Here is a 25517-nt window from a genome sequence, read left to right on the forward strand (position 1 = left end):
AAAGGGTCTTATGGAGCAGAGAATGAATTTTCGGACCTTGTTGGAAGAGACCGTTGGCAATATGGCCGGTCACACCGCAATCGAATATTACGTAGACAAGGAGAAAAGGAAGGTCAGCGGTGATACCTACCTGACCCACATCCAGGCCATGACCAACTACCTGAACCACCGGATGCAGCCCCTGGAACCAGGTGCTTGGGTGGCGCTGAAAGCCCCCAACTCTGTCTACTGGTTCGGTGTCATGTTTGCCCTCATGAAATGCGGTTATCGGGTCATACTGATAGACGCCCAGAACCCCCGCCAGTTGGATGAGCACTTCGTGACAGAGGCCGGAGTGAAAGCCTTCATCAGCCACCGTCCCGCCGGCATCCCCGGTGTCCTGGATGTGGACATTGTAGAGGTGGAAAGCATCGGCGACCAGACGATTTTGAGCGACCCGGCCACTTACCCGCCCGTAGGCGATGACCGCTGGGCGGACAAGGTCTCCTTTCACACTTCTGGTACCACTGGCACCGCCAAGGCCTACGTTTTCGCCGCCTCCGCCATCGTGGGGACGGTGCGCTACATAGCAGAGTATTGGCTGAGCAACGACTGCATCACGGAGCGGATGATTTCCTCCGACTTGGAGGAGAATAAGAGCCTGATGGCTCTGCCTTTCCGGCACATCTCTGGCTTTTTGCTGGTGGTCACCTTCTGGCACAGGGGGAGCTGCTTGGTCTTCCCACCCAACAGCGGGGTGTTCTCCATCATCGACATCTGTAAGCAGGAGAACGTCTGGATGATGTTTTGCGTCCCTGCCATGTGGAAGAGTTTTATTCGCATCGCCCAGGCGCGTTACGGTGGCTGTGGGGAAAAAGAGTTCCAGAAGCTACTGGGCAAGAACCTCAAAGTGGGCATCAGCGCAGGCGCCAAGCTGGATGCGGAATCCGTCAAAGTCCTGTTGCATAGTGGCATCTACTTCCTCAACAGCTGGGGAATGACTGAAATTGGTGCCTCCACCATGGGTGGCATCGACGAGGACCCCTCTGTCGATTACGTAGGCTGCTTCTTCAACAAGCACAAGGCCAGAATTTTACTGGAGGACGGCACCTATGTAGACAATGGCATAGGTGAGTTGGTACTGGACGGCCACTCTTTGTACGAGTCCATTCTTATTGGTGGAAAAGAGGTTTTCCGGGAAGGGCCTTTCCGCTCCGGCGATATTTTCAAGCTGGACGGACAGCGTGCTTACTTCCTGAGTCGTTGCAAGAGCGTCATCGTCACCGACTCCGGCGAGAACGTTTACCCGGAGGAGATCGACGTTTATTTCGAATTCCTCAACGACTACTCTAGCGGCTACTGCACCGCAGGCTATCAGGATCAGGTGACCCTCTTTGTAAGCCCCAATGACTATGATGAGTTCGAGCAGACGGAGTGCTTCGCACAAATTCGCAAGGTAAACGCTGGTCTGCCTATAAATAAGAAAGTGACCAAGCTCTACGCCTTCCGCGATCCGTTGCCACGGACGGGCAAGGGGGAAGTGGCACGGTTCCAGATGGCCCAGGTGCTGGAGGAACGGGCAGACGGCGTGAAAGAGATCAAGATGAAGGGACGGAATGTATGAGATGACCATTGAAACAGTAAAGAGCACCATCAAAGGCCACCTGGGTGAGCTGCTGAACCTGGACCCGGCGCAGATTGACGATAACGACCTGCTCATCGACGACCTGGGGGCGGACAGCATTGTCATCGTCCAACTGTACCTGAGCTGCCAGGAGGATTTTGGCGTCCTGATGTCAGAGGAATTGGATCTGTACATCTCCCAGAGTGTGCAGTTGCTCAGCGAGGTGGTCATGCAAAAGCTAAGTGAGGAGGCAAGGCAGTAAATGTTTATCGAATTGAAGGACGCCAGCAAGGTGTATGGCGAAGGAGAATCCGCCGTCAAAGCCCTGGACAGGGCAGAGATGAGCGCCGAGCAGGGCGAAGTCATCGTCGTGTTGGGTCCCTCCGGCTCTGGCAAGAGCACCATGCTCAACATCATCGGTGGCTTGGACACCCTGGACAGCGGTTCCCTGACCGTAGGCGGCCGGACGGTCTCTGGCTTGAAACAGAAGGCACTGACCGAGTGCCGCCGAGAGGACTTGGGGTTCATCTTCCAATTCTATAACCTCATCCCTGACCTGACCGCCCGGGAGAACGTGGAAGTGGTGGCGGACATCGCTTCCAGGCCCATGAATATGGACGAGATCTTCGACACCTTGGACATCAACGGCCTCCAAGACCGCTTCCCCAGAGAACTCTCCGGCGGCCAGCAGCAGCGGGTGGCCATTGCCCGCGCTATGGTCAAGAATCCCAAGTTGCTCCTGTGTGACGAGTTGACCGGCGCTCTGGACACCAAGTCCTCCCTGGGCGTCCTCCAGGCAGTGCAGGCCCTGAATGACCGTTATCACACCACGGTGGTCATCATAACCCATAACGCCGCCATCAGCGGCATGGCTGATCGGATCATCCGGATTAAGGACGGCAAGATTCAGAGCAACGAGGTAAACGTAAACAAAGTGAGTCCGATGGATCTGGTGCTGTGATGAAACTGAATCGAAGATATAAGCATAATATCAAACACAACCTTTCCTTCTACCTGGCAACCATCGTCCTGACGGCGGTCTCCATCTTCCTGTTCTTGTCCATCCTGACCACCGGCACCGGGCTGGACGGCTACGTGACCGATTTCGCAGAGCGGCACAACATGGAGGGAGCCCAGTTCTCCACACTCATTCCCGTTGAGAAGGAAGACCAGAAGGAATTTGAGAAGAAATATGATCTGAGCCTGGAAGAGACCGGCTACGTGGATGTGGAGGAGAAGGACTACACCGTCCGTGTCCTGAAACGGAACCGGAAGATCGACACATATGAGGTCTTCGAGGGAAAGGATGTGGTGGACGACGACGAGATCGTGATCTCCAAGGGCTTCGCCCAGGCCAATGACCTGACCATCGGGGAGAAACTCAAGCTGGACGGTAAAAAATATACCATTACCGGCTTTATGCTCCGTCCTGACTATATCAACTGCCTGAAAAACCTCACCGACTCCTATCGAGACAACGAGGGCTTCGCCGTGGCGGCAGTGTCTGACGCCGCCTATGACAAGCTGGAGGACGAGACCGTCTATTACACAGTGGTCTACCATGACTCCGCCAAAGAAAAGGTGTTCCGCAAAAAGGTGAACAAGGACTACACCATCCTTCAGTACACCGATGCCTGCGTCAACCCCCGCATCGAGGCGGTGCAGAACAACCCCAAGACCTACATGATCATGTCCTACATGATCATGTGCCTGATGATGGTCATCGTCAGCGTCCTGGTGGCGGCCGTCCTGAACCGGAAGGTCAAATCCGAGTGTAAGATCATCGGCACCCTGAAAGCTCTGGGCTATCGCAAGGGTGAGTTGGTCCGCCACTACGCCGCTATGGCCCTCATCGTCAGTATCGCTGGCACCGTTATTGGTCTAATCATGGCCGTTGTGGGCGCACAGAGTATGGCGGAATACTACGCCGTGGACTACGAACCCATGCCCATCCACTACGCCGTCCCCTTATACGGCGCGGCCATCTGCATCGTCCTTCCTACTCTCTTCTACGTGGTCTCTGCCATCCTGACCACCGAGCGGCTACTCCGGTGGAACGCAGTGGACCTGCTCAAGGCTTCCACCAGCAAGAATGGCGGTTCCAAAGCCTTTGCCAGCAATCGCACCATGAAATTCAAGTGGAAGTTCCGTCTGCGTACCCTGCTCAGCAACAAGGCCCGGGCGCTGGTGGTGCTCATAGGCCTGGTAGTCGGCGGCTATATCATAGCCATGGGGCTGACCTTCTTCGACAGCTGCGACAACTTTGTCAACAACTCGGTCAACAACATCGGCAGCTTCTCCTACCGCTACTACCTGACCAGTTATGAGACAAAGGAACAGGGGAAGGGCTGCGAAACCTACATCAACGAGTCCCTCCAGCCCAAGGATATCGAGAACAGCCAGTTCAACCTAAGTGGATTGCAGAAGGATTCCAAATACATCACTCTCACCGACCTGGACGGAAAGAAGGTCTCTCTCCAGGACGGGGACTACTACCTGACCGAGATGGCCGCCAAGGTCTACGGCTTGGACGCTGGGGATAAATTCACCTTCTTCAGCCCCATTACCATGGACGAGTACACGGTAAAGATCACCGGCATCGTAGAAGACTGCGCTCAGAAAACCCTGTACACCACCGGCAAGACGGTGCGGGACCTGATGGAACTGGACAACGATGTGTATAACGTCATCATGTCCGACCACAAGCTGAAGCTGAAGGACAGCGAGGTGGCCGTGACCAACACCAAGGAGTCGGTGCAGAATCAGATCCAGTCGGTGATCAACGACCTTCAGCAAATTATTATGGTCATGATCCTCTTGGGTGCTGTCCTCTGCGTGGCAGCTGTCTACCTGACCGTGAACATGATGGTGGAAGAGAACGGAAACACTATCTCCATGCTGAAGATTTTTGGATACCGGAAGAGTGAGATTAACTCCCTGGTCCTATCCGCCAACCACATCCTGGTGCCTCTCAGCATAGTCATCAGTATCCCCTTAGGCATACTGGCCGGCGACCTGTTCTACACCATGATGATTGACAACCTGTCCGCTTACATCAAATCGGTCATCAGCGTCAAGAGCAGTATCATCTGTGCGGTGCTGGTGGTGGTCAGCTACATCATATCCCTGACCCTGCTCAAGTGCAAGGTGTTCCGGGTGAACATGGTGGAATGCCTGAAGGACAACCGGGCGTGACCCAGATTTGACAGTAGAACCATAAGACGAACATAGCCGGGATGGGAGATCCTTGTCCCGGATGTATGTGATTCAGAAAGGGATTTTTATGACTATCACATTGGATTTGAATCAGTTTCAAGAGAAAGATAAGAACTTTTTCACCGAAATGCTTCCTTATGTCTCCCCAGCCATCCGGAACATCCAGCGCCAGGGCGACCAGGTGTCGGTGGAGTTGGAGGAACGGGACGAGGCAGAGGTGACCCAGAAGGTGGGACAGCTGCGAGACATGATCCTGAACGGCCAGCTCAGCGGCAAGGAGGTCAAGATTAGGACTCTGGAGGATCACTCCGGCTCCGTGCCCTTGAACCAGTCTCCCATCTTCCAGACCCTCCTGGATACCGAGGGCGTTAAGGAGATCGCCGATGGCGTGTACGCCTACAGCGACCTGTTCCTGCAGGTCTATCGCTACTTTGACCGAAAAATTGAAGCCTTCGGCAAAGAGGCCTTTGGGCCGGTAAAACAGTACGATTTTCCGGTGCTCTATCCCATCGACAGCTACGAAAAGGGTGGCTACTTCGAGACATTCCCCCACTACATCATGTTTCAGACCACCATGAAGAACGACCTGGCCGTGCTGGATCGCTTCGCCCAGAACGGCACCCAGGACAAGACAATCTTTGAGGAGATGAAGACGCCCGCTCTGGTCCTCCGCCACGCCACCTGTGCTCCGGTCTATCAGTTTCTCAGCGGTAGCACCATCCAGCGGGACGCGCCCCAAACCTACCTGGTCTCCGGTCGCTGCTTCCGAAACGAGGCGGGAAACGCCTACGAGCTGGCGCGGCTGAACGAGTTCAACATGAAGGAGTATGTCTTCGTGGGCGCACCGGAGACCTGTGTGGAAAAAATCGGCCAGGCCAAGGAACTGTGGCACTTCTGGCGGGACACCTTTGACCTGAACTGCAAAGTGAACACCGCCAACGACTCCTTCTTCGCCAGCAACTACAAGAAGTTGCAATTCTTCCAGGCTCTGGGCGACTCTAAGCAGGAGTTCGTCTGCCGCCTGGACGATCCCAACAAGGAAATTGCCGCCGCCTCCGCCAATTTCCACCGCACCCACTTCTCCAAGCCCTACAACATCCGCTTGGACAACGGCAACTTCGCCTACACCGCCTGCTTCGCCTTCGGCGTGGAGCGGTTGACCTATGCGCTGTTGTGCCAGAAGGGGTTGGATGTGAGCAAATGGGACGAGAAGACCGTACAGGAGTTAAAACAGTATGACATTGAACTATAACGGCCCTCGTTGCGCCTGTTGCATCATGCCGGAAGCCAAGGGACATATTACCCTGGGCGACGACGGCGTGTGCAACGTCTGCCGGGCTCTGCAAGAAAAAGTATCCCCCAGCCAGTCCTTCGACAGCAAGATCCCGGAGGAGAAGCTGGAGACGCTGAAAAAGATCGTCGCCCCCTACAAAAAGGGCAACCAGTACGACTGCGCCGTCAGCGTATCCGGCGGCAAGGATAGCATCATGACCCTGTATGTAGCCGTCTGCGTCCTGGGTCTCACCCCCCTGGCCATCATCATAGACAACGGCTTCGCCCTGGATGAGATGTACGACAATGTCAAGAATGCCACCGACATCCTGGGAGTGGATCTGATGGTCTTCAAGACCGCCGATCTGCTGAAAATCTTTCCCCAGATGATCCGCTCCGGCAAGCCCATCTACTACTGCAGGGTCTGCCATGCCCTCATCGACAACGCCATCCGCCGCATCGCCCATCAGAACGGCATCGACCTTATCTTAGGCGGCTATACCAAGGGACAGCAGTACATCCGTAACTCCGAGCTGTTCTGGATCTATAAGGAGTCTGACGAGAACGCAATGGAGTTGTTCCGGAATATGCCGGGCTACGAGGACTACGCCAACCTCATCCACAACCAGAACAAGTACTTCCGGGAGCACTACGGCAACATACGATTGCTGTCCCCATTCAAGTACATCGAGTGGAACGAGGATAAAATTTTGGACATTATCACCCGGGAATTGAAGTTCCAACTGCCCAAGCGGAGCTGGCCAGATAAGTCCTCCAACTGCTCCTTCAACTACGTGGCCCAGTATCTGACCGAAAAGATCTTCCACTATGGCCAGCATGAAGTGGAGCTGAGCGAGCTGGTACGGGTAGGCGAGTTGAGCCGGGAGAGGGCGTTGGAGATCATCCATTCCCCGATCGAAGAACGTGATTTAGAAAAACCTCTGGAAAAGATGGGACTGACAGTGGAGGATGTGTATTGCTATGACAAACAGTGAAATGAAGAAACAGATCATCGAAATGTTTCTGGAGAACGTGCCCGAGTTGGAAGGCATCAAGATCGCCAACGACACCATGCTCATCTCCTCCGGCTACGTGGACTCGTTTAGCATCATCAAGATGATTGTCCTGTTCGAGAAAGCTTTTTCCGTGACCATCGCCCTGGACGAGATTAACTACGAGGATTTTGAGACGGTGGAATCCATCGTGGACAAGGTGATTTTGAAGGGAGGTCCGCATGATGCAGATGAGACCGCTGACCGAAACTATGGTGGCCGATTGCAGTGACTTTTTGTTCGCCACCGAACTGGGGCGGCGCTATTATCCCCTGCGCAGATTGCTGGACGACGCGGTAGAAAAAGCCTGCCAGCGGGACGACATCTTCCTGGCCTACGAGGGTCAGCGACTGGTGGGGGTGTTGTGGTACGTAGAGGAGGGCTCCTTTTATATCTACCCCTACCTGCACATGATCGTAGTAGACGAGTCCTGCCGGGGCAAGGGCTACGGACGGCGGATGCTGGCCTATATGGAGGAGTGTCTGCTGGAAAAGCGGATGACCAGTAAGATTTACCTGATAGTTACCGAGAACAACCAGGCCGCCCAGGAGTTGTACGCCAGCGTGGGCTACCGGAAGGTGGGACGGCTGGAGAACCTGTATCGGAAGGGCGTCCACGAGCTGCTGATGGAGAAATTCCTCAGTAAGATGACCAAGATCGGGCAGCTGAACGCCAGTTGAGGATGCAAATCGTTTCTGCTACTGAATGCGTCTGCGCATATAGTTGTAGCGTCCGTATCTACTTTTCGCATGTGAACAAGATAGTCTTTCCTCCTTACGGCTCTTCTGTCCAAGATTTTTCCGTAGGCCCTTATCTTGAATTAGGAAGGTGCATGTTCGCTCTACGGTGGCACTATATCAAGTCAATTCCGAGGCATAATACTGATAAATATCTGCGGCTGGATTTGTACATAAAGAAAGCGGCCATGCAGGAGCATTTCTGCTCTTGCATGGTCGTTGTTTCGTTTTAGTCCATTATCTGAAAGGTGTCTCTCAAAGATTCGCGGTTTCTGAAAATTCCTAAGTTGCACCAACCTTGGCCACAGCGTTTTCGGTCAGGTAGAATAAGTTTCGCAAAAAGGAAAGAGAGACATGGTTTGCAGATCTCTGGTAAAATGAAGTTGTGACACTAAACATTCGAAAGGAGACAGCAAACCATGTCCGAGAAAATTGTACAGCTAAACGAAGAAGTTATCAAGGGGCAGATCAAGGGACTTGTGCGCGGAAGCGTAGAGGAAACCCTCAACGAGTTTCTGGAGACCGAGGCGGAGAAGCCAACCCAGGCCGGTACGAGCGCAACGAGCAGCTCCAGGGCTACCGCAGCGGCCACTACAGCCGTAACCTCACCACCACTTCTGGGGATGTCACTCTCAAGGTGGAGCTCCTCCTGGGAGAGCAGACGGAGCCCCGGCAGCCGTTGGCGATCCCATGGTCCCGGAGGTGAGCCAGCACGTCCGGGTCCTCCTGGTGGAAGGCCACTAAGAGTTTTCCGGTTTTCCGGCAGGGAACGTCTAGTTCCTGGCACAGGGCGGCAAAGCCCTGGCTCCTCTGGACGCAGAGTTTGGCCATGAGGCTGCCGGGTTTGTTGTTAAACCTGGCGTGGATGACGGCGGAGTTGCGGCCGCGCATCAGGGCGTCCATTCCCTCCTGGACCAGTTTTTCCGTGCGGGTGTCGATGGAGGAGGTGGCCTCATCCAGGATGAGTACCGGAGGATCGGCAAGGCAGCCCGGGCGATGGCCAGCAGCTGGCGCTGGCCCTGGCTGAGGTTGGTGCCGTCGCCGGTGAAGAGGTGAGTATCCTGGAGAACGATGCCCAGGGAGCGGCGGGGGTCGGTTTTTTTGATCTTGTTGATGTTGATGCCGTCGTAGCGGATCTTCTGAATGTTGGTCACGTCGGTGGTCAGACGGGTGATGAGTCCGGCGGTGCTGAACTTGTCGATGTTGGAGAAGGAGAAGGTCTGGATGTTCTCAAACACGGCCTGGCGCAGGTTGCGGGCCAGGCCGGCGGCCAGACCGATCAGGGCGATGAGGAGCATCCATGTGCCGGTGATCTGGATGTGGCGCAAGTCACCTTTGGAGACGCCGTTGTCGATGATGGAGGCCATCATGAGAGGAATGAGCATTTCCGTGGCCACTTCGGCCAGCATGAAGAGGGGGTCAGGATGGAATCCCGTTTGAATTCTTTAATCTGGGATGCAATGGTTTTCAGCATGGGAACACTCCTTTTCGGTCAGATTTTGCTGGATCATATCGCAGAGAGAGAGGAAGGTCTGAATCTGCTCTGGGGAGAGGCCGCGGACTGCAGCAGCCTCCACCACTTCGAAGGCATCCATGGCCTGCTCGCAGAGCTGGAGCCCCAGGGGGGTGAGGGTGAGCTTTTTCAGCCGGGCGTCCTGGGGGACGCTCTGGCGCTGGATGTGCCCCTTTTCCTCCATGTGCTTCACGATGCCTGCCACAGAGGAGCGGGTGATGTGAAAGGCGGCCTCCAGATCCCGCTGGAAAATATCTCTCTGCTGGTGGCAGTATAGAAAGCCCAGGATGCGGTTGTGCATAAGGGAGAAGTCATCTGCGCCGGCCGAGCGGGTGATATCCAAAAACTTTCGGGTAAAGGCGTGGTTCAGAAATTTGATGCGGGGTCCGATGGCCAGGGGACGTTCGGTGGGATGCATGGGAGGACCTCCTTTAAAAAAGTTCGATACCGAACAGTTTGGCTCCGTACATTTTAAGAAGGAAGGACCGGTTTGTCAAGAGGGGTTGGGTCCTTTTGCCTGGGAGCGCACAGAGGGGGGCTCTGGTCTGGGTTCCTGCGGGGGAAAGAGTTGACAGGAACCGGGAAGTAGGGTACAGTTTGAAAGAAAACGACTGGTTTCTCAAGAACGGAACTACCAATGTAAGGGGGAGATACTATGAGCAGATTACGTGCGCGGATTTTAGCGCTGGGATTAACCCTGGTGGTGGTGGGAGCCCTGTCGGTCTCCATGCTGCCGGTGACCTATGCGGCCTCAGAGTACGATTGTCCCGGGCAGAAGCTGGCGGCGCTGACCTTTGACGACGGACCCAGCGCCTATTCCGACCAGATTCTGGATGCCCTGCGGGACCACGGGGCCAAGGCGACCTTTTTCATGAACGGCTATAAAATGTGGTCCTATCCCGACGCAGTGCGCCGGATGGCCCGGGAAGGGCACCAGGTGGCCAACCATACCTACAACCACCCCTATCTGGCCCAGTGCACGGACCAGCAGATCCGGCAGGAGCTGGACGCCACCGCCCAGGTCATCACCTCCCTCACAGGGCTCACCGGGACGGGCGAGACCGGCTTCTATATGCGCCCTCCCTATTTCAGTTACAACGAGCGGGTGCTGGCCGCTGCCGGTGTGCCGGTGGTGTGGTGCACGGTGGACTCTTCCGACTGGAAGTACCAGAGCGCTGACCGGCTGGTCAGTTATGTGAGCAGCCAGCTGCAGGACGGGGGGATCGTGCTCATGCACGAGACGGTGAAGAGCACCGCCCAGGGTCTGGGCCGCCTCATCGACACCCTGAAAGCCCAGGGCTATGAGCTGGTGACCGTGGACGAGCTCTTCTGGCGGCGGGGCATCACCCCCCAGCCCAGCACCTACTACACCAGCGCCCCCAACACGGGGATCAACCGCTGCGCCCGGGCGCTGTATTTTGACGAGAGCAAGCTGGATACCCACTGGGCCTATGAATCCATCTGCTATGTGAAGGAAAAGGGCCTCATGACCGGGAACGCCTATGGGGAGTTCACCCCCAACTTCCCTCTGACCCGGGGCATGTTCGTGACCATTCTGGGCCGGATGGAAGGGGTAGAGGATGCCGGGGTGGACACCGGCTTTGCCGACGTGCCCCAGGGCCACTACGCTGCCCCCTATGTAGCCTGGGCCAAGGAGAAGGGCATCATGATCGGGACGGGCGAGGGCTTTTTCGGCGTGGACCGGCCCATCACCCGCCAGGAGCTGGCTGTCACCCTGGCCCGGTACGGGACCATGCGGGGTCTGGAGCCCGAGCCCTTTGACCTTACCGCCTACCAGGACCACGAGCAGATCGCAGAGTGGGCCAAGCAGGGGGTGGCGGACTGCTCCGCCCTGGGCTGGCTCAAAGGCGTAGGAGAAAACTTTGAGCCCCTGGGGAACACCACCCGAGCTATGGGTGCGGTGATCCTCCAGCGGCTGTGCGAGAGCACCTTCCCCGGCGACAGCCAGGAATAACAGAGACCGACCCCCGGTATCCCTGCGGATACCGGGGGCCGTTTCCCTTTTTCGGGGAGGGTTTCTTGACAGAGGGCCTATAATGAAAGAGAGAAGAAAACCCAGCGGGGAGGTGGGAGACAATGAAACGGACCCCTGTGACCCATCCTGTGCGGCGGTACGGGGTGCTGTGCGTGGGGCTGGCCATCCTGGCCCTGGGCATCGCTTTTTCCATCAAAGCCGGGCTGGGTACGTCGCCCATTTCCAGCCTGCCCTATGTGGTGAGCCTTTTTGCCCCTATGAGCGTGGGGGTGGCCACCATCGCCCTGCACTGTGTCCTTATTCTGATGCAAATGGCGCTGCTGCGGAAGAATTATGACCCGGTTCAGCTCATCCAGCTGCCGGTGGCGATCCTCTTTGGCTACCTCATGGACCTGAGCGTCTGGCTCATCCGGGACCTGCCCTGTGAAGGGTACGGGATGCAGTGGGTGTACTGCATCGTTGGCATCGTTCTGGTGGGCATCGGCGTGAGTTTTGAGGTGACCGCCAACGTGGTGACTCTGGCGGGCGAGGGCGCGGTCCTGGCGCTGTGCCAGGTGTTCCCCGTCCCCTTCCCCCGGGCCAAGGTGGCCTTTGACAGCAGCCTGGTGCTGCTGGCAGTGGTGCTGTCTCTGGCGGTTCTGGGTTACCTGGCAGGGGTGCGGGAAGGCACGGCGGCAGCGGCGCTGCTGGTGGGCGTGGTGGCCAAGCAGGGGAACCGAACCATGGCCCCCTTTGCCCAGCGGTATCTGGCGTGACCCTTTCATATTGTGCAGACAGGAAGGCGCAGAGGAGGCCCCTTTGCGCCTCCTGTTTTTTGTCAGGAGGTGTGCTCGGGGGAGGCTATAGGTCAGGCGTTATGTTGTATTACGTTGCAAGGACGGAAAGTTTTTGGTATAGTAAAACAACACACGCAGTCAAAAAGGCCTTTTCTTCCCACCGGGAAGAGGAGGCAGGGGGCAGGTCCCGCCGGAAGATCCGGAGGAGGACCGCCCTTTTCCGTTTTCTCCGGGAAGCTGCAAACAGAAAAGGAAAGAAGGGATTTCTTATGCAGCGTCACGGCACTCCTGCGCCGGACATGTCCCAGCAGCTGGCCACCGCTCCGGTGACCAAACTGCTCATTCGCCTGGCCATCCCCACGGTGTTGGCCCAGCTGGTGAACCTGTTGTACAACATTGTGGATCGGATCTACATCGGTCATATCCCCCAGGTGGGGGAGATCGCCCTCACCGGGGTGGGCCTTTGTTTTCCGGTGATCTACCTGATGTCCGCCTTTGCCTTTCTGGTGGGGCAGGGAGGGGCCCCCAGGGCGTCCATCGCCATGGGGCAGAAGAACCATCAGGAGGCGGAGCGGATTTTGGGCAGCTGTTTTACCTCGCTCATTGTGGTGGCCATTCCCCTGACGGCGGTCTTTCTCATCTGGAGCCGCCCTCTGCTCTACCTCTTCGGGGCCAGCGATAACACCATCGTCTACGCCCTGCCCTATATGCGGATCTACGCCAGCGGTTCGATCTTCGTCATGCTGGCCCTGGGGCTTAACCTGTTCATTACCACCCAGGGACACACCCGGTTCGCCATGATCACGGTGCTCATCGGGGCGGTGACCAACATCGTTCTGGACCCCATTTTCATCTACGCCTTTGGGATGGGGGTCAGCGGCGCAGCTTTGGCCACCATTCTCTCCCAGGCTCTGTCGGCAGTCTTTGCCGTGTGGTTTCTCACCAGAAGCCCTCAGACCGATCTGCGGGTCCGGCGGCAGTATCTGCGCCCCACGAAAAAGGTGATGCTGCCGGTGCTGGCCCTGGGGCTGGCGCCCTTTGTGATGCAGGCCACCGAGGCGGTGCTGAACGTGGCCTTTAACGCATCCCTTTACCGGTACGGCGGGGACATTGCGGTGGGGGCCATGACCATCGCCAGCACTGTGATGCAGATGGTGTGGCTGCCCAGCCAGGGCATCGGCCAGGGCGCCCAGCCCATCATGAGCTATAACTACGGCGCCAAGAATACCAAACGGGTGATGCAGGCGTTCCGGAGCGTTCTGGTGCTCAGCGCAGTGTATATGACCCTCCTGTGGGCGCTCATCCAGCTCTGGCCCCAGGTGTTCATCTGGATCTTCAACAGCGAGTCCCAGGCCCTCATGGAGACGGGGATCTGGACCCTCCGGGTCTATACGGCGGTGCTTTGCCTGTTTTGCATCCAGATGGCGGTGCAGCAGGCCTTCCTGTCCATTGGCATGGCCAAGGCCTCTTTGTTCATCGCCTGCCTGCGGAAGGTGATCCTGCTGATCCCCCTCATTTATATCCTGCCCCATTTCATCGAGAACCAGGTGTTTGCGGTGTTTCTGGCAGAGCCGGTGTCGGATATCATCAGCATCACCGTCTCTCTCGTCCTCTTCCTCACGGTGTTCCGCCGGGAGATGCGCCGGATCGAACCCAGGACCGCTTGAGACCAAACAACCAGTGGAAACAGAAAGAGACCGCCCGATGGGCGGTCTCTTTTGCTCTGGGGAGAAACCTTATTTCATAAGCTCTGCTCGTTTGTCGTCGGCGGCTTTCAGACCGGCGTCGTGGTCGTAGCCATAGACATAGCTCAGCTCTGCGGGCTCAGAGATCTTGATGGAAGTCACCTTTCCATTTTTTACAAAGAAGGTGATATCCCGCACGTCGTTGGTCTCCGGGGTAAAGGGCTGATACAGATACGCGCAGTCGTAGTCCAGGGTGGGGACTGGTTCGTTTTCGCTGGGGTTGCACAGGGGCTCTGCCGCGTCCTTTGCAATGGAGTAAAGGTCCTTGGTATAGGCGGCCAGAATATCCCGCTCTGTGCTGCCCACCCCCACGTTCCGACCGGTGGTGGCTCCCTCTGCGTTGGTCCACAGGGCAGAGATGGTCTCCTGGCCGGAGACCGTCTTGGTCTCTACATACAGCTGGGCAGAGGCCACCAGGTCAAACCAGTAGTGGGCATAGGCCGCAGCGGTGCCGTCTCCGGAGAGCTTGCCTTGCCAAGTGGCCTCTTGGACGGCCTGGAAGGGCTCCCGGAGGGAGAGGATGTTGTTCTGGTATCCGGTGTCCAGGTTCTTGGGAAATTGCAGGAAGAAAACAGTTTGTTCTGCGGTGGGATCGGACCCTTCATGGGCATCCGGGGCTTTGGGGTCAGTCTGTCCGGTGGGCTCCGTGGGGGCAGGTGCCGGGTCGGGCGAGGGTTTCTCGCCGGTGCAGGCAGTCAGGCCGAGCAGAAGCATCAAGGCCAGTAAGGCTGCTGCGACGGAGTGTTTGCGCCGTTTCATAGGGGTCCCTTCTCTTGCAGGAAATCTGCAGTATGTATTGTTGGGCGTGTGCCCTGGTACTTTGATTATACTCCCCCCGCAAAGAAAAACAAGGAAGGACGTCGGATATCAAATTTTAAAAATGATTAAGAAGAAAGCCGGAGGTCTGCTTTGGCAGACCCCCGGCTGGGAGGAATCATTTCATTAGGTGAGCTGAAGGGAAGCTTTCGCACCCATGAGGAGGGTGACCACGTCGGGGGCATTGATGAGCTCAAATCTGGGGTCCATCTGCTCTGCGCGGAAGCCGTTGTGCTCCATGCAGGCGTTGCAGATGCAGACCTGGCCGCCCAGGTTCAGGAACTCTTCCAGGGTGCCGCCCACTTCGGGGAAGGGAGCGCCGATGTCCACGCCCTTGGTCTCGCCGGGCTGGCCCAGGCCCACGGCATGGACCATGAGAACGATGCTTGCGGTATGACCCTGGTCCAGGGCTTTGCGAGCCAGCAGCACGCCAACGGTGAGGTTTTCGGGGTTTTCTTTGCCTTCAAAGAGGGTTACGACGAAATCAGTCTGCTTCATGGTGGAAATCTCCTTTCAAGGTTTGGCTTATGGATAAAACGTGGTGAAAATTTGAGAATTTGGCGAAGAGGCGATTCGTTTATGGGAGAGAAGTTCGTCTCTTGCTTTGTGAGCTTATCATAACCCATGGGTTATGATGTTACCGTGATGTGGTCACAAAGAGAAGAAAAAATTTTTTGAGGGCGAATTTGGTTTGAAAAAAGGGAGAATCCATGAAACGATAGCGCGGTTCGTGCGTTTCAGAGATAGAAGGGGGTGAAGCTGTGTCAGAGTTTGAGGCGGTGTATCTGGCGCATTTTGAAAAGGTATACCGGTATGTGCTGTCCCTCTGTCAGAACAGCGCCTTGGCAGAGGAGATCACCCAGGAGACCTTTTGTAAGGCCATGGAGCATATGGACCAATTTGACGGGAAGGGACGGATCTCCACTTGGCTGTGCCAGATCGCCAAGAATACGTACCTTTCCCACTATCGAAAGCACAAGCGCCTGGTGCCGGAGGCATCAGGGGAAGACTGGGCTGGGACGGCATCGGATATGGAAGAGGCCTACCTGGACCGGGAAACCGCCCGGACCCTGCACCGACTGCTCCACCAGCTGCGGGAGCCCTATAAGGAGGTGTTCATGCTGCGCACCTTTGGCGAGCTGCCCTTTGGACAGATCGGGGAGATTTTCGGCAAGACGGACAGCTGGGCGCGGTTGGTGTTCTACCGGGCGAAGAATGAACTGAGGAGGCGATTGGATGAAGGTGACCTGTCAGGTAATTGAAGATTTGCTGCCGCTGTATCACGACGGCGTGTGCAGCCAGGCCAGCAAAGCGTTGGTAGAGGAGCATATAAAGGACTGCCCCTCGTGCCAGGAGGAGCTGCGCCGGATGGAGGAAGCGCTGGTGCTGCCCCACGTTGCGCCAGACAGCGAAGGGGCGCAGAAGGCCATTGCCTCTGCCTGGAAGAAGGCCAAGCGGACGGCCTATGTGAAAGGGATCGTGCTGGCTGGGGTGCTGTGTGTGCTGGTGGTGGGTGCCTTTCTGGGTCTGACCCAATGGGATGTGGTTCCGGTCTCGGCGAATGCCATGAAGGTAAGCGACCTGTCGGAGCTGCCCGACGGCAGCACGGTGTTTCGCTTGGAGTTTACCGACGGGAAAGCGGTGCGGAGCGTGCGTTATGACAGGGGCGAGGACGGGAGCCTGTACGTGACCCCGGTGCGGCCTGTGCTGGCCTTTGCCCGGGAGGAGGGGAGAGCCTACCCCTGGCATGTGTTCCAGTTTGACGGCGGTGAGCGGAAAAGCCTTGCCTTCCCGTCCATTCCTATGGATGGGGTGACCAAACTTTACGTAGGCCCTCGGGGAGAGGGGACCCTCCTCTGGGAGGAAGGGATGGACCTTCCGGCGGCCACAGAGGACGTGATTGCAGAGGTCAGTCTCAAGGGAAGCTGAGAAAAAAACCGTGGGCTGCGGAGCTCCCGCAGTCCACGGTTTTGCTGATCTGGAAAGGAAAAACGAAAGGAGAGCATCTACAGAGTAGATGCTCTCCTTGGTCCGAGTGCTGAGATTCGAACTCAGGGCCTCTTGAACCCCATTCAAGCGCGATACCAAGCTTCGCCACACCCGGAAGTCTTTTGCCGTGTCAGACAGCTTAATCATAATAGCATGGGTTGCGCAGAAATGCAAGAGTTTTTTGAAAAAAGTTGAGAAAAAGTTGTACAACAGAAATGTGTGAAATGATGAATTATCCGTCAAATTAGACAGATGGGTCGAAAATCACGGCATTTGCGGCGATTTGGGACCAGGTTTCCAAGGAATCGAAGCAGGAGCGGAGCTCCTGGGCGGTGACCCACGCTCCCTCCATTTTTTCTGTTTCCCGGACGGAGACGGTACCTTCGGCCTCCAGAAGGTACACCAGGGCGGTGTGGTAGTCGCTGACGCCCCCGCTGTTCTCGTTGATGAGGCCCAGGCAGGTGAGGGAGCGGATGGACTCCACCTCCACTTCCTCTCGGAGCTCCCGCATGAGGCCGGCTTCCAGCGGGTCGGCGGCTTCCTCTTCGGTGGGGTTGATATGGCCGCCCACGCCCAGAGAGAGCTTTTCGTGGAGGCGGGCTTCGGTCTGTTTCTTCAGGCGGCGGAGGAGGAACCAGCGGTTCTTCTGCCGCAGGAGGACATAGGGGATGATCTGTTTGGCGGTGGTGTCATACTCCGCCTGTTCCCGGGGCAGGAAGTAGTGGCGGTCCAGAATGAACTGGCGCAGGGAATCCAGGTCCTGGGTGACCCAGACCTGGCCTGGCAGACGTTCTTCCAGCTCCTGCCGGGAGACGACCAGAACATGTTCCATGGGAGATCCCTTCTTTCTTTGGTTTTTCTGCTATTGTATCAGATATTCTTCCCAACGCAAGGAAAAGAAACAGCGCGCACCGGTTCTCTCGGTGCGCGCTGGGGGGAGATCATACCTTGTCGATCTTCCGCTCGGGGATCACGAAGATGAAGAGGAGGGAGCTCAGGAGCAGAAGGAAGGGGTAGTAGAGGTTGGGGATCACCTGGAAGGCGGACAGCTCGTACCCCATTTCGTTGGCGGCGGTGAGGGCCACCAGCATCTGGGCGCCGTAGGGGATGATGCCCTGGAAGACGCAGGAGAAGGTGTCCAGCAGGGAAGCGGTCTTCCGGGGAGAGATGCTGTAGTCGTCGGACATTTCCTTGGCGATGGGGTTGGCCATGACGATGGCCACGGTGTTGTTGGCGGTGGCGATGTCCATGGCGCCCACCAGCAGGCCCATGCCCAGCTGGCCGCCCTTCTTGCCCTTAAAGACCCGCTTGATGCCGTAGAGCAGGGCTTCAAAGCCGCCGTACTCCCGGATGAGGGCGCAGATGGCGGAGACCAGGATGGCCACCATGGTGGTCTCAAACATACCGGAGACGCCGGAGCCCATGCTGGCCAGCAGCTCGGTGGGGGCGGTGGCGCCGGTGACCAGCACGATGAGGGCGCCGGAGACGATGCCCACCAGCAGGACCACAAAGACGTTGATGCCGATGATGCCGCCCACCAGGACCAGAACATAGGGGATGATCTGGATAAGGTGATAGTCGTGGATGATGGGCTGGCCCGGGTCCTGGCCGAAGGAGAGGATCAGGATGAGAGCCAGGGAGACCAGGGCGGCGGGCAGGGCGATGGCGAAGTTGGCCCGGAACTTGTCCTTCATCTGGCAGCCCTGGCCGTTGCAGGCAGCGATGGTGGTGTCAGAGATGAAGGAGAGGTTGTCGCCGAACATGGCGCCGCCGATGACGGAGGCCACGCACAGAGGCAGGGCGAACCCGGAGGCAGCGGCCAGGGAGACGGCGATGGGGGTGATAAGGGTGATGGTACCAACGGAGGTTCCCATGGAGAGGGAGACGAAGCAGCTGACCACGAAGAGGACAGCCACGGCGAACTGAGGCGGGATGACGGACAGGAGGAAGTAGGCCACGCTGTCAGCGCTGCTGCGGCCCACCACGCCCACAAAGATACCGGCGGTCATGAAGATGAGGATCATGATCATGATGTTTTTGTCGCCCACGCCTTTTCCCATGAGGACCAGCTTTTCGTCAAAGGAGAGGGCGCGGTTCTGGATACACGCCACCAGAAGGGCGATAAGGAAGGCCACTACAATAGGAATATTGTAAAAGCCCATGGGGATTTTGAGTCCGTATTCAAATAGGATGCCCAGACCCAGATAGATCACCAGGAAGACGCCAATGGGCAGCAGCGCCTTTACGTTGCCGTGCTTCTGCTTCATATAAATACCTCCGAATTCTCTCAAAGTGTCAGGGTCCGGCAGACCCTGCACAACAAAGGAAACGTTACAGGAAATGATAGGATTTGTCAAGGGCGGCAGGGGAAAGGGGAGGGATCCTGGCGAAGAGGACGGAAAGAAGGGGAAAACCCCCGTTCCGGGGAAAAATGGTCTTGCAATTTTGCCCGGAGACTGGTAGAATACCATAGGTCTATGTAAAAAAGGGTGGTCCTCTGGGACGCTGCCAAAAGGGCAGCACCGCTTTGTCCTACGAACACCTGTATAACAGGAGGAAAAAAGACTATGGATCTCATGAAAAGCTTTATTGAGAAGAACATGCCTGCCAAGGAAGCACCCCAGGTCAGCGTGGGCGAAACCGTCCGTGTGCACCTGAAGGTCAAGGAAGGCAACCGCGAGCGTATCCAGGTGTTCGAGGGTACCGTCATTGCCAAGAAGCACGGCGGCATCAACGAGACCTTCACCGTTCGTCGTATCTCCTACGGCGTCGGCGTGGAGAAGGTGTTCCCCCTCTACAGCCCCGTCATCGAGAAGGTGGAGACCGTCCGCAGAGGTAAGGTCCGCCGCGCCAAGCTGTATTATCTGCGCGACCGCGTGGGTAAGGCAGCCAAGGTCAAGGAGAAGCTGTAAGCCATATGAGTTTTCCGAAAAAGGGAGCGCCCCGGGCGCTCCCTTTTTTTAGGATTCCCGCCGAATCCCCGGAAGGGGCCTTTTCAGCGGGGGAAAAATCGTGTATACTAAATAATCTAATTGTAACGAGAGACCATACCCGCCCTCTTGCAGAAGGCGGAGTGTCCAGGGAGGTGGAACCATGCATATCCAATGGTATCCCGGTCATATGACCAAGACCCGGCGGATGATCGGGGAGAACCTGAAATATGTGGACGTGGTGGCGGAGGTGATCGACGCCCGGATCCCCATCGCCAGCCGGAACCCCGACATTGACGACCTGGTGGGCAGCAAGCCCCGGGCGGTGATCCTGAACCGGTCGGACCAGGCGGACCCGGCGGCCAGCAAGGCCTGGGGGGCCTATTTCCGCAGCAAGGGCATGTCGGTGCTGGAGTGCGACGCCCGCAGCGGGGCTGGGGTCAAGCAGTTTTCCCCGGTGATGCGTGAGGCGCTGAAGGAGCAGATCGCCAAGTGGCGGGAGAAGGGCCAGGTGGGCCGTCCCGTTCGCGCCATGGTGGTGGGCATCCCCAACGTGGGCAAGTCTACCTTTATCAATAAGGTCGCCAAGAAGAAGTCTGCCAAGGCCTCGGACCGTCCCGGTGTCACCCGGGGCAAGCAGTGGGTCACGGTGGACCAGGGCCTGGAGCTGCTGGACACCCCGGGTATCCTCTGGCCCAAGTTTGAGGACGAGACCATCGGCCTGCATCTGGCCTTTACGGGGGCAGTGCGGGATGCTATCATGGACGTGGAGACCCTGGCCTACCACCTGATCCAGCTGCTGGCCCAGCGCAAGCCCGAGGCCCTGCTCTCCCGGTTCAAGATGGAGCCCCAGGAGGGCATGACCGGCTGGGAGATGCTGGAGCTGGCGGGCCGGAAGCGAGGCTTCCTGGTGTCCGGCGGCGAGGTGGACCTGGAGCGCACCGCCAACATCCTGCTGGACGAGTTCCGGGGCGGCAAGATGGGCCGCATCACCTTGGAGATGCCCGAGGACCTGGAGAAGGAAGGGGAGGCCGATGGAACACCCTGAGTTCTGGCAGATCGAGGAGGATTGCTTTGCCCGAGGCTTCGCTGTGGTCTGCGGCGCAGACGAGGCGGGCGCCGGTCCTCTGGCGGGCCGGGTGTACGCCGGGGCGGTGATCCTGCCCCGAGGCTGGGACGCCCCCTACCTGAACGACTCCAAGAAGGTGACGGAAAAGCGCCGGGCGGTCCTCTATGAGAAGATCACCCGGGAGGCAGTGGCCTGGTCGGTGGCCTGGGCAGATGAGAAGGAGATCGACGAGATCAATATCCTGAACGCCCGGATGCTGGCCATGGAGCGGGCCATCCAGGGGTTGTCCCTGTGGCCGGACCTGGCCCTCATTGACGGCAACCGGAACACCGGCATCGCTGTACCCAACCAGACCGTGGTGAAGGGGGACAGCAAGAGTGCCTCCATTGCGGCGGCTTCCATCCTGGCCAAGGTGGCCCGGGACCGGTACATGATGGAGATGGCAGAGCGCTATCCCCAGTACGCCTTTGAGAAACACAAGGGCTACCCCACCAAACTCCACTATGAGCGGCTGCGCCAGTATGGGCCCTGCCCCATCCACCGGCAGAGCTTTTTGAAGAAGCTGTGAGGGGAGGCGACCGACAGGCCCTGGGCCTGTGGGGCGAGGAGCAGGCCGCCCGTTATCTGGCAGGGAAAGGCTACCGCCTGCTGGCCCGGCGGTACCGCTGCCGCCAGGGAGAGCTGGACCTGGTGATGGAAAAGGATGGCATCCTCTGCTTTATCGAGGTGAAGCTGCGGAAGAACGCCGCCCTGGCCCAGGCCCGGGAGTTTGTAACAGCCTCCAAGCGGGACAAGCTGCGCATGGCAGCCCTGTCCTATATAACAGAACATCCCACGGACCTTCAGCCACGGTTTGATGTGGTGGAGGTCTACGCCCCCTGGGGCACCCAGACGAAAGAACCGTTGATCCGACATTGGGCCAACGCATTTGAATAGAACCGACCCAACGATATGTAAAAAGGTGTGTGAATCAAAATGAAGTATATCAGCACAAGAAATAAGGGCGTTTCCCTCAGCGCCAGCCAGGCCATCGCCCAGGGTCTGGCCCGGGACGGCGGCCTGCTCACCCCTGAGGTGCTGCCCACCCTCACGGAGGAGATGCTCAAGGACCTGTCCGGCAAGACCTATCCCCAGCGGGCTGTGGCCGTGATGAAGCTCTTCTTGGAGGACTTTTCCGAGGAAGAACTGAGCCGCTTTACCGCTGCCGGTTACTCTTCCGAGAAGTTTGACGACAGCCGGGTGGCCCCCCTCCATCCCCTCAACGACGAGACCTACTGCCTGGAGCTGTGGCATGGCCCCACCTCTGCGTTCAAGGATATGGCTCTGCAGATCCTGCCCCATCTGCTCTCCGCTTCCCTGGTGAAGAACCAGGAGGAGAAGACGGTGTGCATCCTGGTGGCCACCTCCGGCGACACCGGCAAGGCTGCCCTGGAAGGGTTCAAGGACGTGGACCGCACCAAGATCCTGGTGTTCTATCCCAAGGACGGCGTGTCTGCGGTGCAGGCCCTGCAGATGCAGACCCAGCAGGGGAACAACGTGGGTGTGTGCGCCGTCCACGGCAACTTTGACGATGCCCAGACCGGCGTGAAGATCCTCTTCTCCGACGAGGCCCTCCGGGGCGACCTGGCAGACCGGGGCTACTTCCTGTCCTCTGCCAACTCCATCAACTGGGGCCGCATCCTGCCTCAGCTGGTGTACTATATCTCCGCCTACTGCGACCTGCTGGCCCAGGGTAAGATCACCATGGGAGAGAAGGTCAACTACTGCGTGCCCACCGGTAACTTTGGTAACATCCTGGCCTGCTGGTACGCCAAGCAGATGGGTCTGCCTGTGGGCAAGCTGATCTGCGCTTCCAACAGCAACAACGTGCTCACGGACTTTATCACCACCGGTACCTATAATAAGAACCGTCCCTTCCACACCACCATGTCCCCCTCCATGGACATTCTGGTGTCCAGCAACCTGGAGCGTCTGCTCTTTGCCCTCTCCGGCCAGGACGACCAGGCGGTGGCGGACTACATGAAGCAGCTCAGCGAGACCGGCACCTACACCGTGCCCGAGGCCCTGAAGGCCAAGCTCCAGGCGGACTTCTACGGCGGCTACTGCGACGAAGAGACCACCAGCCAGGTGATCCGCAAGGTGTGGGAAGAGGAGAAGTACCTGATCGATCCCCATACCGCCGTGGCCTACCACGTGATGGAGACCTACCGCAAGGAGAGCGGCGACCGGAACAAGACCGTGTTTGTGTCCACCGCCAGCCCCTTCAAGTTCTGCGACAATGTGCTGCGCAGCCTGGGGGTGGACCAGGTGAAGGAAGGTCTGGACGCCCTGGATCAGCTGGAAGAAGTGTCCGGCCGTCCGGCGCCCCAGCCCCTGGCCTCTCTGCGGGATAAGGCAGTCCGGTTCCGGGAGAGCGTGGACAAGGAAAAGATGATGGACGTGGTCCTGGACATGCTGAAGTAAAAAGCGGGGTGACAGGGTGGCACTGTATGTGATCGGAGACACCCATCTTTCCCTGGGCAGCAGCAAGCCCATGGACGTGTTCGGCGGCGCCTGGGAGGGGTATATGGAAAAGCTCTCCCAGGGCCTGGGCGTACTAAGAGAGGAGGACGTGCTCCTTGTTGCGGGGGATGTGTCCTGGGGCATGAGCCTGGAGGAGTCGGAACAGGACTTTGCCTGGCTGGATGCCCTGCCGGGGACCAAGATCCTCATGAAGGGGAACCACGACTACTGGTGGAACACCGTGTCCAAAATGGAGCGGTTTTTCCGGGAGAAAGGCTTTGAGAGCCTGAAGATCCTGCACAATAACTGCCACCTGTACGGGGAGACCGCCCTGTGCGGCACCCGGGGATGGTTCTACGAGGAGGAGCGGGAAGGCCAGAGCCAGAAGGTCTTTCTGCGGGAGCTGCAGCGGCTGGAGACCTCGCTGAAAGCGGCGGGGGACCGGGAAAAGCTGTGCTTTCTCCACTACCCCCCCTTCTACGCCGGGTACTGCTGCCAGCCCATTCTGGATTTGCTGGAGGCTTACCATGTGAAGGCCTGCTATTATGGGCATCTTCACGGAGCAAGCCACCGTCTGGCCATCCAGGGGGTGCGGGGAACGGTGGATTACCGTCTCATTGCGGCGGATTACCTCAAGTTCCGCCCGGAAAAAATCTTGGAATGAAGAAAAAAAGGCTGGTAATTCCAGAAAGAATCTGATAATATAGCCTATATATGCTGCAATACAATGCCCTTTCCGGCCCACGCGGGACCAGGAGAGGACGTTTTACAGGAGGAAAAAAGGACATGAATGTCAAGAGTGTAGTAGAAAACAAAGAGAAGTTTGAAGTCGAACTGATCGTGGAAGTCGGTCAGGAAGAGTTCGAAGCCGGCATTGATAAGGTGTACCGCAAGACCCGCGGCAGCATCTCCGTTCCCGGTTTCCGTAAGGGCAAGGCTCCCCGTAAGGTGATCGAGGGCATGTACGGCTCCGGCGTGTTCTATGAAGATGCCATCGAAGAGCTCTATCCCCAGGCCTGCCAGGACGCCATCCAGGAAAAGGGTCTGGACTCCGTGGCTCCCCCCCGTGTGGAGATCATCGACCTGGGCAAGGAAGGCTTCACCTTTAAGGCTACTGTGACCGTTCGTCCTGTCATCACCCTGAAGCAGTATAAGGGTCTGGAGGCCGACAAGGTGCTCCCCACCATCACCGACGACGCTGTGGACAACGAGCTGAAGCAGTACGTGGACCGCGCCACCCAGCTGGAAGTGGTGGACCGCGCCGCCGAGATGGGCGACTCCGCTGTGCTGGACTATGAAGGCTTCAAGGACGGCGTGGCCTTCCAGGGCGGCAGCGCCAAGGGCTATGAGCTGGCTCTGGGCTCCCACACCTTCATCCCCGGCTTCGAGGAGCAGGTGGTCGGCATGAAGGCCGGCGATGAGAAGACCATCGACGTGTCCTTCCCCGAGGACTATCACGCAGAGGACCTGGCCGGCAAGCCCGTTCAGTTCAAGGTGAAGTGCATCGAGGTCAAGGAGAAGAAGGTCCCCGCTCTGGACGACGAGTTTGCCAAGGACGTGTCCGAGTTCGACACCCTGGCTGAGTTCAAGGAAGACCTGAAGCAGAAGATCGTGGACCGGAACATGGCCCAGAGCGAGGCAAAGTTCCGTCAGAGCCTGCTGGCCATGCTGTGCGACCAGGTGGACATCGAGCTGCCTGAGGCTATGGTCGACACCCAGATCAACCGTCTGGTGGACAACTATGCCGCCCGTCTGGAGCAGCAGGGCATCAGCATGGAAATGTACATGCAGTACATGCAGATGGATGTAAACAAGATGCGGGAGGATCTGAAGGATCCCGCCGTGACCCAGATCAAGCAGCAGCTGGTTCTGGACGCCGTGGCAGCCGCTGAGAATATCGTTGTGTCCGACGAGGACGTGGAAGAAGAGGTCAAGAAGGCCGCCGCCAACCTGAACGTGCCCTACGAGCGCGTGGTGGAAGGCCTGGACCGTGAGGCTCTGAAGCTGGACCTGGCCCGTGACCGTGCCATGGCTGCTGTGGCCGCTGCTGCCAAGCCCCACCTCATCACCGCTGAGGCCGACAACGGCGAGATCAAGGTGACCGAAGTGACCAAGGACGAGGAGAAGAGCGAAGAGGCTGAGGAGAAGGCAGAAGAGAAGAAGCCTGCAAAGAAGCCCAGAGCAAAGAAGGCCGCCAAGCCCGCAGAAGAGGGCGAAGAGGCTGCTCCCAAGAAGACCACCCGGAAGAAGACCGAAGCTGAAAAGGTAGAGGAATAATTTTCCGATTGGCGGGCATACTTT

General features: G+C 57.8%; 25 protein-coding genes, 1 tRNA gene and 2 pseudogenes. 21 read left to right on the forward strand and 7 right to left on the reverse strand.

Annotated elements, in window-relative coordinates; genetic code table 11:
• Positions 1–10 precede the first annotated feature (10 nt).
• The 9 genes and pseudogenes from SOR61_RS06385 to SOR61_RS06425 form a co-directional block, all read left to right on the forward strand.
• Positions 11–1603 (forward strand): class I adenylate-forming enzyme family protein, encoded by a 1593-nt coding sequence (locus SOR61_RS06385; protein ID WP_320611837.1) that lies wholly within the window; start codon positions 11–13, stop codon positions 1601–1603.
• Between the two features lies 1 nt (position 1604).
• Entirely contained in the window at positions 1605–1865 is a 261-nt protein-coding gene (locus SOR61_RS06390) for a phosphopantetheine-binding protein (RefSeq protein ID WP_320611838.1), read from the forward strand.
• Positions 1866–2564: an ABC transporter ATP-binding protein gene (locus SOR61_RS06395; protein ID WP_320611839.1), complete on the forward strand. Its 699-nt coding sequence runs from the start codon at positions 1866–1868 to the stop codon at positions 2562–2564.
• Positions 2564–4798, forward strand: a complete 2235-nt coding sequence (locus tag SOR61_RS06400; RefSeq protein WP_320611840.1) for an FtsX-like permease family protein — start codon at positions 2564–2566, stop codon at positions 4796–4798. The genes SOR61_RS06395 and SOR61_RS06400 overlap by 1 nt, the downstream gene beginning before the upstream one ends.
• Before the next feature lie 88 nt (positions 4799–4886).
• Positions 4887–6071, forward strand: coding sequence for an aminoacyl--tRNA ligase-related protein (locus SOR61_RS06405; protein WP_320611841.1), 1185 nt, complete (start codon positions 4887–4889; stop codon positions 6069–6071).
• Complete coding sequence (locus SOR61_RS06410; RefSeq protein WP_320611842.1) at positions 6055–7086, forward strand: phosphoadenosine phosphosulfate reductase family protein; 1032 nt, start codon at positions 6055–6057, stop codon at positions 7084–7086. Before SOR61_RS06405 ends, SOR61_RS06410 begins: the two co-directional genes overlap by 17 nt.
• On the forward strand, positions 7073–7375 hold the full coding sequence (locus tag SOR61_RS06415; RefSeq protein ID WP_320611843.1) for a phosphopantetheine-binding protein: 303 nt from the start codon (positions 7073–7075) through the stop codon (positions 7373–7375). The genes SOR61_RS06410 and SOR61_RS06415 overlap by 14 nt, the downstream gene beginning before the upstream one ends.
• Entirely contained in the window at positions 7329–7823 is a 495-nt protein-coding gene (locus tag SOR61_RS06420) for a GNAT family N-acetyltransferase (RefSeq protein ID WP_320611844.1), read from the forward strand. The genes SOR61_RS06415 and SOR61_RS06420 overlap by 47 nt, the downstream gene beginning before the upstream one ends.
• A gap of 476 nt (positions 7824–8299) precedes the next feature.
• Positions 8300–8535, forward strand: a pseudogene (locus SOR61_RS06425) (transposase); the annotation flags it as partial.
• A 194-nt stretch (positions 8536–8729) separates the two neighbouring features.
• On the opposite strand, the pseudogene SOR61_RS06430 reads toward SOR61_RS06425, so the two are convergent.
• Together SOR61_RS06430 and SOR61_RS06435 are read right to left on the reverse strand one after the other, a co-directional pair.
• Positions 8730–9289: pseudogene (locus SOR61_RS06430) on the reverse strand (ATP-binding cassette domain-containing protein); the annotation flags it as partial.
• Positions 9290–9325: 36 nt separating this feature from the next.
• Positions 9326–9811 (reverse strand): MarR family transcriptional regulator, encoded by a 486-nt coding sequence (locus SOR61_RS06435; RefSeq protein WP_320611845.1) that lies wholly within the window; start codon positions 9809–9811, stop codon positions 9326–9328.
• Positions 9812–10048: 237 nt separating this feature from the next.
• Between SOR61_RS06435 and SOR61_RS06440 the strand changes: the two genes are divergently transcribed.
• From SOR61_RS06440 to SOR61_RS06450, 3 genes are all read left to right on the forward strand, one after another.
• Positions 10049–11368 carry a polysaccharide deacetylase family protein gene (locus tag SOR61_RS06440; protein WP_320611846.1) on the forward strand — a complete coding sequence of 440 codons (1320 nt, stop codon included), beginning with the start codon at positions 10049–10051 and terminating at the stop codon, positions 11366–11368.
• 122 nt (positions 11369–11490) lie between these two features.
• Positions 11491–12144, forward strand: a complete 654-nt coding sequence (locus tag SOR61_RS06445; protein ID WP_320611847.1) for a DUF6198 family protein — start codon at positions 11491–11493, stop codon at positions 12142–12144.
• Between the two features lie 290 nt (positions 12145–12434).
• Positions 12435–13832 (forward strand): MATE family efflux transporter, encoded by a 1398-nt coding sequence (locus tag SOR61_RS06450; protein WP_320611848.1) that lies wholly within the window; start codon positions 12435–12437, stop codon positions 13830–13832.
• 69 nt (positions 13833–13901) lie between these two features.
• On the opposite strand, the gene SOR61_RS06455 is transcribed toward SOR61_RS06450, so the two are convergent.
• A complete protein-coding gene (locus SOR61_RS06455) occupies positions 13902–14669 on the reverse strand; it encodes a hypothetical protein (RefSeq protein ID WP_320611849.1) in 768 nt (255 codons plus the stop codon).
• 183 nt (positions 14670–14852) lie between these two features.
• The gene (locus SOR61_RS06460) at positions 14853–15224 is read right to left on the reverse strand and encodes a DsrE family protein (RefSeq protein ID WP_320611850.1); all 372 of its coding nucleotides are present in this window, start codon (positions 15222–15224) and stop codon (positions 14853–14855) included.
• Positions 15225–15487: 263 nt separating this feature from the next.
• Here SOR61_RS06460 and SOR61_RS06465 point away from each other — a divergent pair, with 263 nt between their 5' ends.
• Positions 15488–15988, forward strand: coding sequence for an RNA polymerase sigma factor (locus tag SOR61_RS06465; protein WP_320611851.1), 501 nt, complete (start codon positions 15488–15490; stop codon positions 15986–15988).
• Positions 15963–16655 (forward strand): zf-HC2 domain-containing protein, encoded by a 693-nt coding sequence (locus SOR61_RS06470; RefSeq protein WP_320611852.1) that lies wholly within the window; start codon positions 15963–15965, stop codon positions 16653–16655. The genes SOR61_RS06465 and SOR61_RS06470 overlap by 26 nt, the downstream gene beginning before the upstream one ends.
• Positions 16656–16753: 98 nt before the next feature.
• On the opposite strand, the gene SOR61_RS06475 is transcribed toward SOR61_RS06470, so the two are convergent.
• From SOR61_RS06475 to SOR61_RS06485, 3 genes are all read right to left on the reverse strand, one after another.
• A tRNA-Pro gene (locus tag SOR61_RS06475) sits at positions 16754–16830 on the reverse strand.
• Positions 16831–16959: 129 nt separating this feature from the next.
• The gene (locus SOR61_RS06480) at positions 16960–17547 is read right to left on the reverse strand and encodes an NUDIX domain-containing protein (protein ID WP_320611853.1); all 588 of its coding nucleotides are present in this window, start codon (positions 17545–17547) and stop codon (positions 16960–16962) included.
• A gap of 109 nt (positions 17548–17656) precedes the next feature.
• Positions 17657–18982, reverse strand: coding sequence for a Na+/H+ antiporter NhaC family protein (locus tag SOR61_RS06485; protein WP_320611854.1), 1326 nt, complete (start codon positions 18980–18982; stop codon positions 17657–17659).
• A 300-nt stretch (positions 18983–19282) separates the two neighbouring features.
• On the opposite strand from SOR61_RS06485, the gene rplS reads away from it, so the two are divergent.
• The 7 genes from rplS to tig all read left to right on the forward strand — a co-directional run bounded on the left by rplS (position 19283) and on the right by tig (position 25493).
• Positions 19283–19627: a 50S ribosomal protein L19 gene (gene rplS / locus SOR61_RS06490; protein ID WP_320611855.1), complete on the forward strand. Its 345-nt coding sequence runs from the start codon at positions 19283–19285 to the stop codon at positions 19625–19627.
• 181 nt (positions 19628–19808) lie between these two features.
• The gene (gene ylqF / locus SOR61_RS06495; RefSeq protein WP_320611856.1) at positions 19809–20693 is read left to right on the forward strand and encodes a ribosome biogenesis GTPase YlqF; all 885 of its coding nucleotides are present in this window, start codon (positions 19809–19811) and stop codon (positions 20691–20693) included.
• The gene (locus SOR61_RS06500; RefSeq protein ID WP_320611857.1) at positions 20680–21282 is read left to right on the forward strand and encodes a ribonuclease HII; all 603 of its coding nucleotides are present in this window, start codon (positions 20680–20682) and stop codon (positions 21280–21282) included. The genes ylqF and SOR61_RS06500 overlap by 14 nt, the downstream gene beginning before the upstream one ends.
• Positions 21279–21650: a YraN family protein gene (locus SOR61_RS06505; RefSeq protein WP_320611858.1), complete on the forward strand. Its 372-nt coding sequence runs from the start codon at positions 21279–21281 to the stop codon at positions 21648–21650. Before SOR61_RS06500 ends, SOR61_RS06505 begins: the two co-directional genes overlap by 4 nt.
• A 39-nt stretch (positions 21651–21689) precedes the next feature.
• Complete coding sequence (gene thrC / locus SOR61_RS06510) at positions 21690–23177, forward strand: threonine synthase (protein ID WP_320611859.1); 1488 nt, start codon at positions 21690–21692, stop codon at positions 23175–23177.
• Positions 23178–23193: 16 nt separating this feature from the next.
• Positions 23194–23880 (forward strand): metallophosphoesterase, encoded by a 687-nt coding sequence (locus tag SOR61_RS06515; protein WP_320611860.1) that lies wholly within the window; start codon positions 23194–23196, stop codon positions 23878–23880.
• A gap of 122 nt (positions 23881–24002) precedes the next feature.
• On the forward strand, positions 24003–25493 hold the full coding sequence (gene tig / locus SOR61_RS06520) for a trigger factor (RefSeq protein WP_320611861.1): 1491 nt from the start codon (positions 24003–24005) through the stop codon (positions 25491–25493).
• The last annotated feature ends 24 nt before the right edge of the window (positions 25494–25517 follow it).

Origin of the sequence: Evtepia sp., from assembly GCF_034090835.1 — a bacterium.
Lineage (GTDB): Bacteria > Bacillota > Clostridia > Oscillospirales > Oscillospiraceae > Evtepia.

Excerpts from the sequence above, each read along its gene's own strand:
- SOR61_RS06385 (WP_320611837.1), top strand. The coding sequence starts at position 11 with ATGGAGCAGAGAATGAATTTTCGGACCTTGTTGGAAGAGACCGTTGGC.
- SOR61_RS06390 (WP_320611838.1), top strand. The coding sequence starts at position 1,605 with ATGACCATTGAAACAGTAAAGAGCACCATCAAAGGCCACCTGGGTGAG.
- SOR61_RS06395 (WP_320611839.1), top strand. The coding sequence starts at position 1,866 with ATGTTTATCGAATTGAAGGACGCCAGCAAGGTGTATGGCGAAGGAGAA.
- SOR61_RS06400 (WP_320611840.1), top strand. The coding sequence starts at position 2,564 with ATGAAACTGAATCGAAGATATAAGCATAATATCAAACACAACCTTTCC.
- SOR61_RS06405 (WP_320611841.1), top strand. The coding sequence starts at position 4,887 with ATGACTATCACATTGGATTTGAATCAGTTTCAAGAGAAAGATAAGAAC.
- SOR61_RS06410 (WP_320611842.1), top strand. The coding sequence starts at position 6,055 with ATGACATTGAACTATAACGGCCCTCGTTGCGCCTGTTGCATCATGCCG.
- SOR61_RS06415 (WP_320611843.1), top strand. The coding sequence starts at position 7,073 with ATGACAAACAGTGAAATGAAGAAACAGATCATCGAAATGTTTCTGGAG.
- SOR61_RS06420 (WP_320611844.1), top strand. The coding sequence starts at position 7,329 with ATGCAGATGAGACCGCTGACCGAAACTATGGTGGCCGATTGCAGTGAC.
- SOR61_RS06435 (WP_320611845.1), bottom strand. The coding sequence starts at position 9,811 with ATGCATCCCACCGAACGTCCCCTGGCCATCGGACCCCGCATCAAATTT.
- SOR61_RS06440 (WP_320611846.1), top strand. The coding sequence starts at position 10,049 with ATGAGCAGATTACGTGCGCGGATTTTAGCGCTGGGATTAACCCTGGTG.
- SOR61_RS06445 (WP_320611847.1), top strand. The coding sequence starts at position 11,491 with ATGAAACGGACCCCTGTGACCCATCCTGTGCGGCGGTACGGGGTGCTG.
- SOR61_RS06450 (WP_320611848.1), top strand. The coding sequence starts at position 12,435 with ATGCAGCGTCACGGCACTCCTGCGCCGGACATGTCCCAGCAGCTGGCC.
- SOR61_RS06455 (WP_320611849.1), bottom strand. The coding sequence starts at position 14,669 with ATGAAACGGCGCAAACACTCCGTCGCAGCAGCCTTACTGGCCTTGATG.
- SOR61_RS06460 (WP_320611850.1), bottom strand. The coding sequence starts at position 15,224 with ATGAAGCAGACTGATTTCGTCGTAACCCTCTTTGAAGGCAAAGAAAAC.
- SOR61_RS06470 (WP_320611852.1), top strand. The coding sequence starts at position 15,963 with ATGAAGGTGACCTGTCAGGTAATTGAAGATTTGCTGCCGCTGTATCAC.
- SOR61_RS06480 (WP_320611853.1), bottom strand. The coding sequence starts at position 17,547 with ATGGAACATGTTCTGGTCGTCTCCCGGCAGGAGCTGGAAGAACGTCTG.
- SOR61_RS06485 (WP_320611854.1), bottom strand. The coding sequence starts at position 18,982 with ATGAAGCAGAAGCACGGCAACGTAAAGGCGCTGCTGCCCATTGGCGTC.
- rplS (WP_320611855.1), top strand. The coding sequence starts at position 19,283 with ATGGATCTCATGAAAAGCTTTATTGAGAAGAACATGCCTGCCAAGGAA.
- ylqF (WP_320611856.1), top strand. The coding sequence starts at position 19,809 with ATGCATATCCAATGGTATCCCGGTCATATGACCAAGACCCGGCGGATG.
- SOR61_RS06500 (WP_320611857.1), top strand. The coding sequence starts at position 20,680 with ATGGAACACCCTGAGTTCTGGCAGATCGAGGAGGATTGCTTTGCCCGA.
- thrC (WP_320611859.1), top strand. The coding sequence starts at position 21,690 with ATGAAGTATATCAGCACAAGAAATAAGGGCGTTTCCCTCAGCGCCAGC.
- tig (WP_320611861.1), top strand. The coding sequence starts at position 24,003 with ATGAATGTCAAGAGTGTAGTAGAAAACAAAGAGAAGTTTGAAGTCGAA.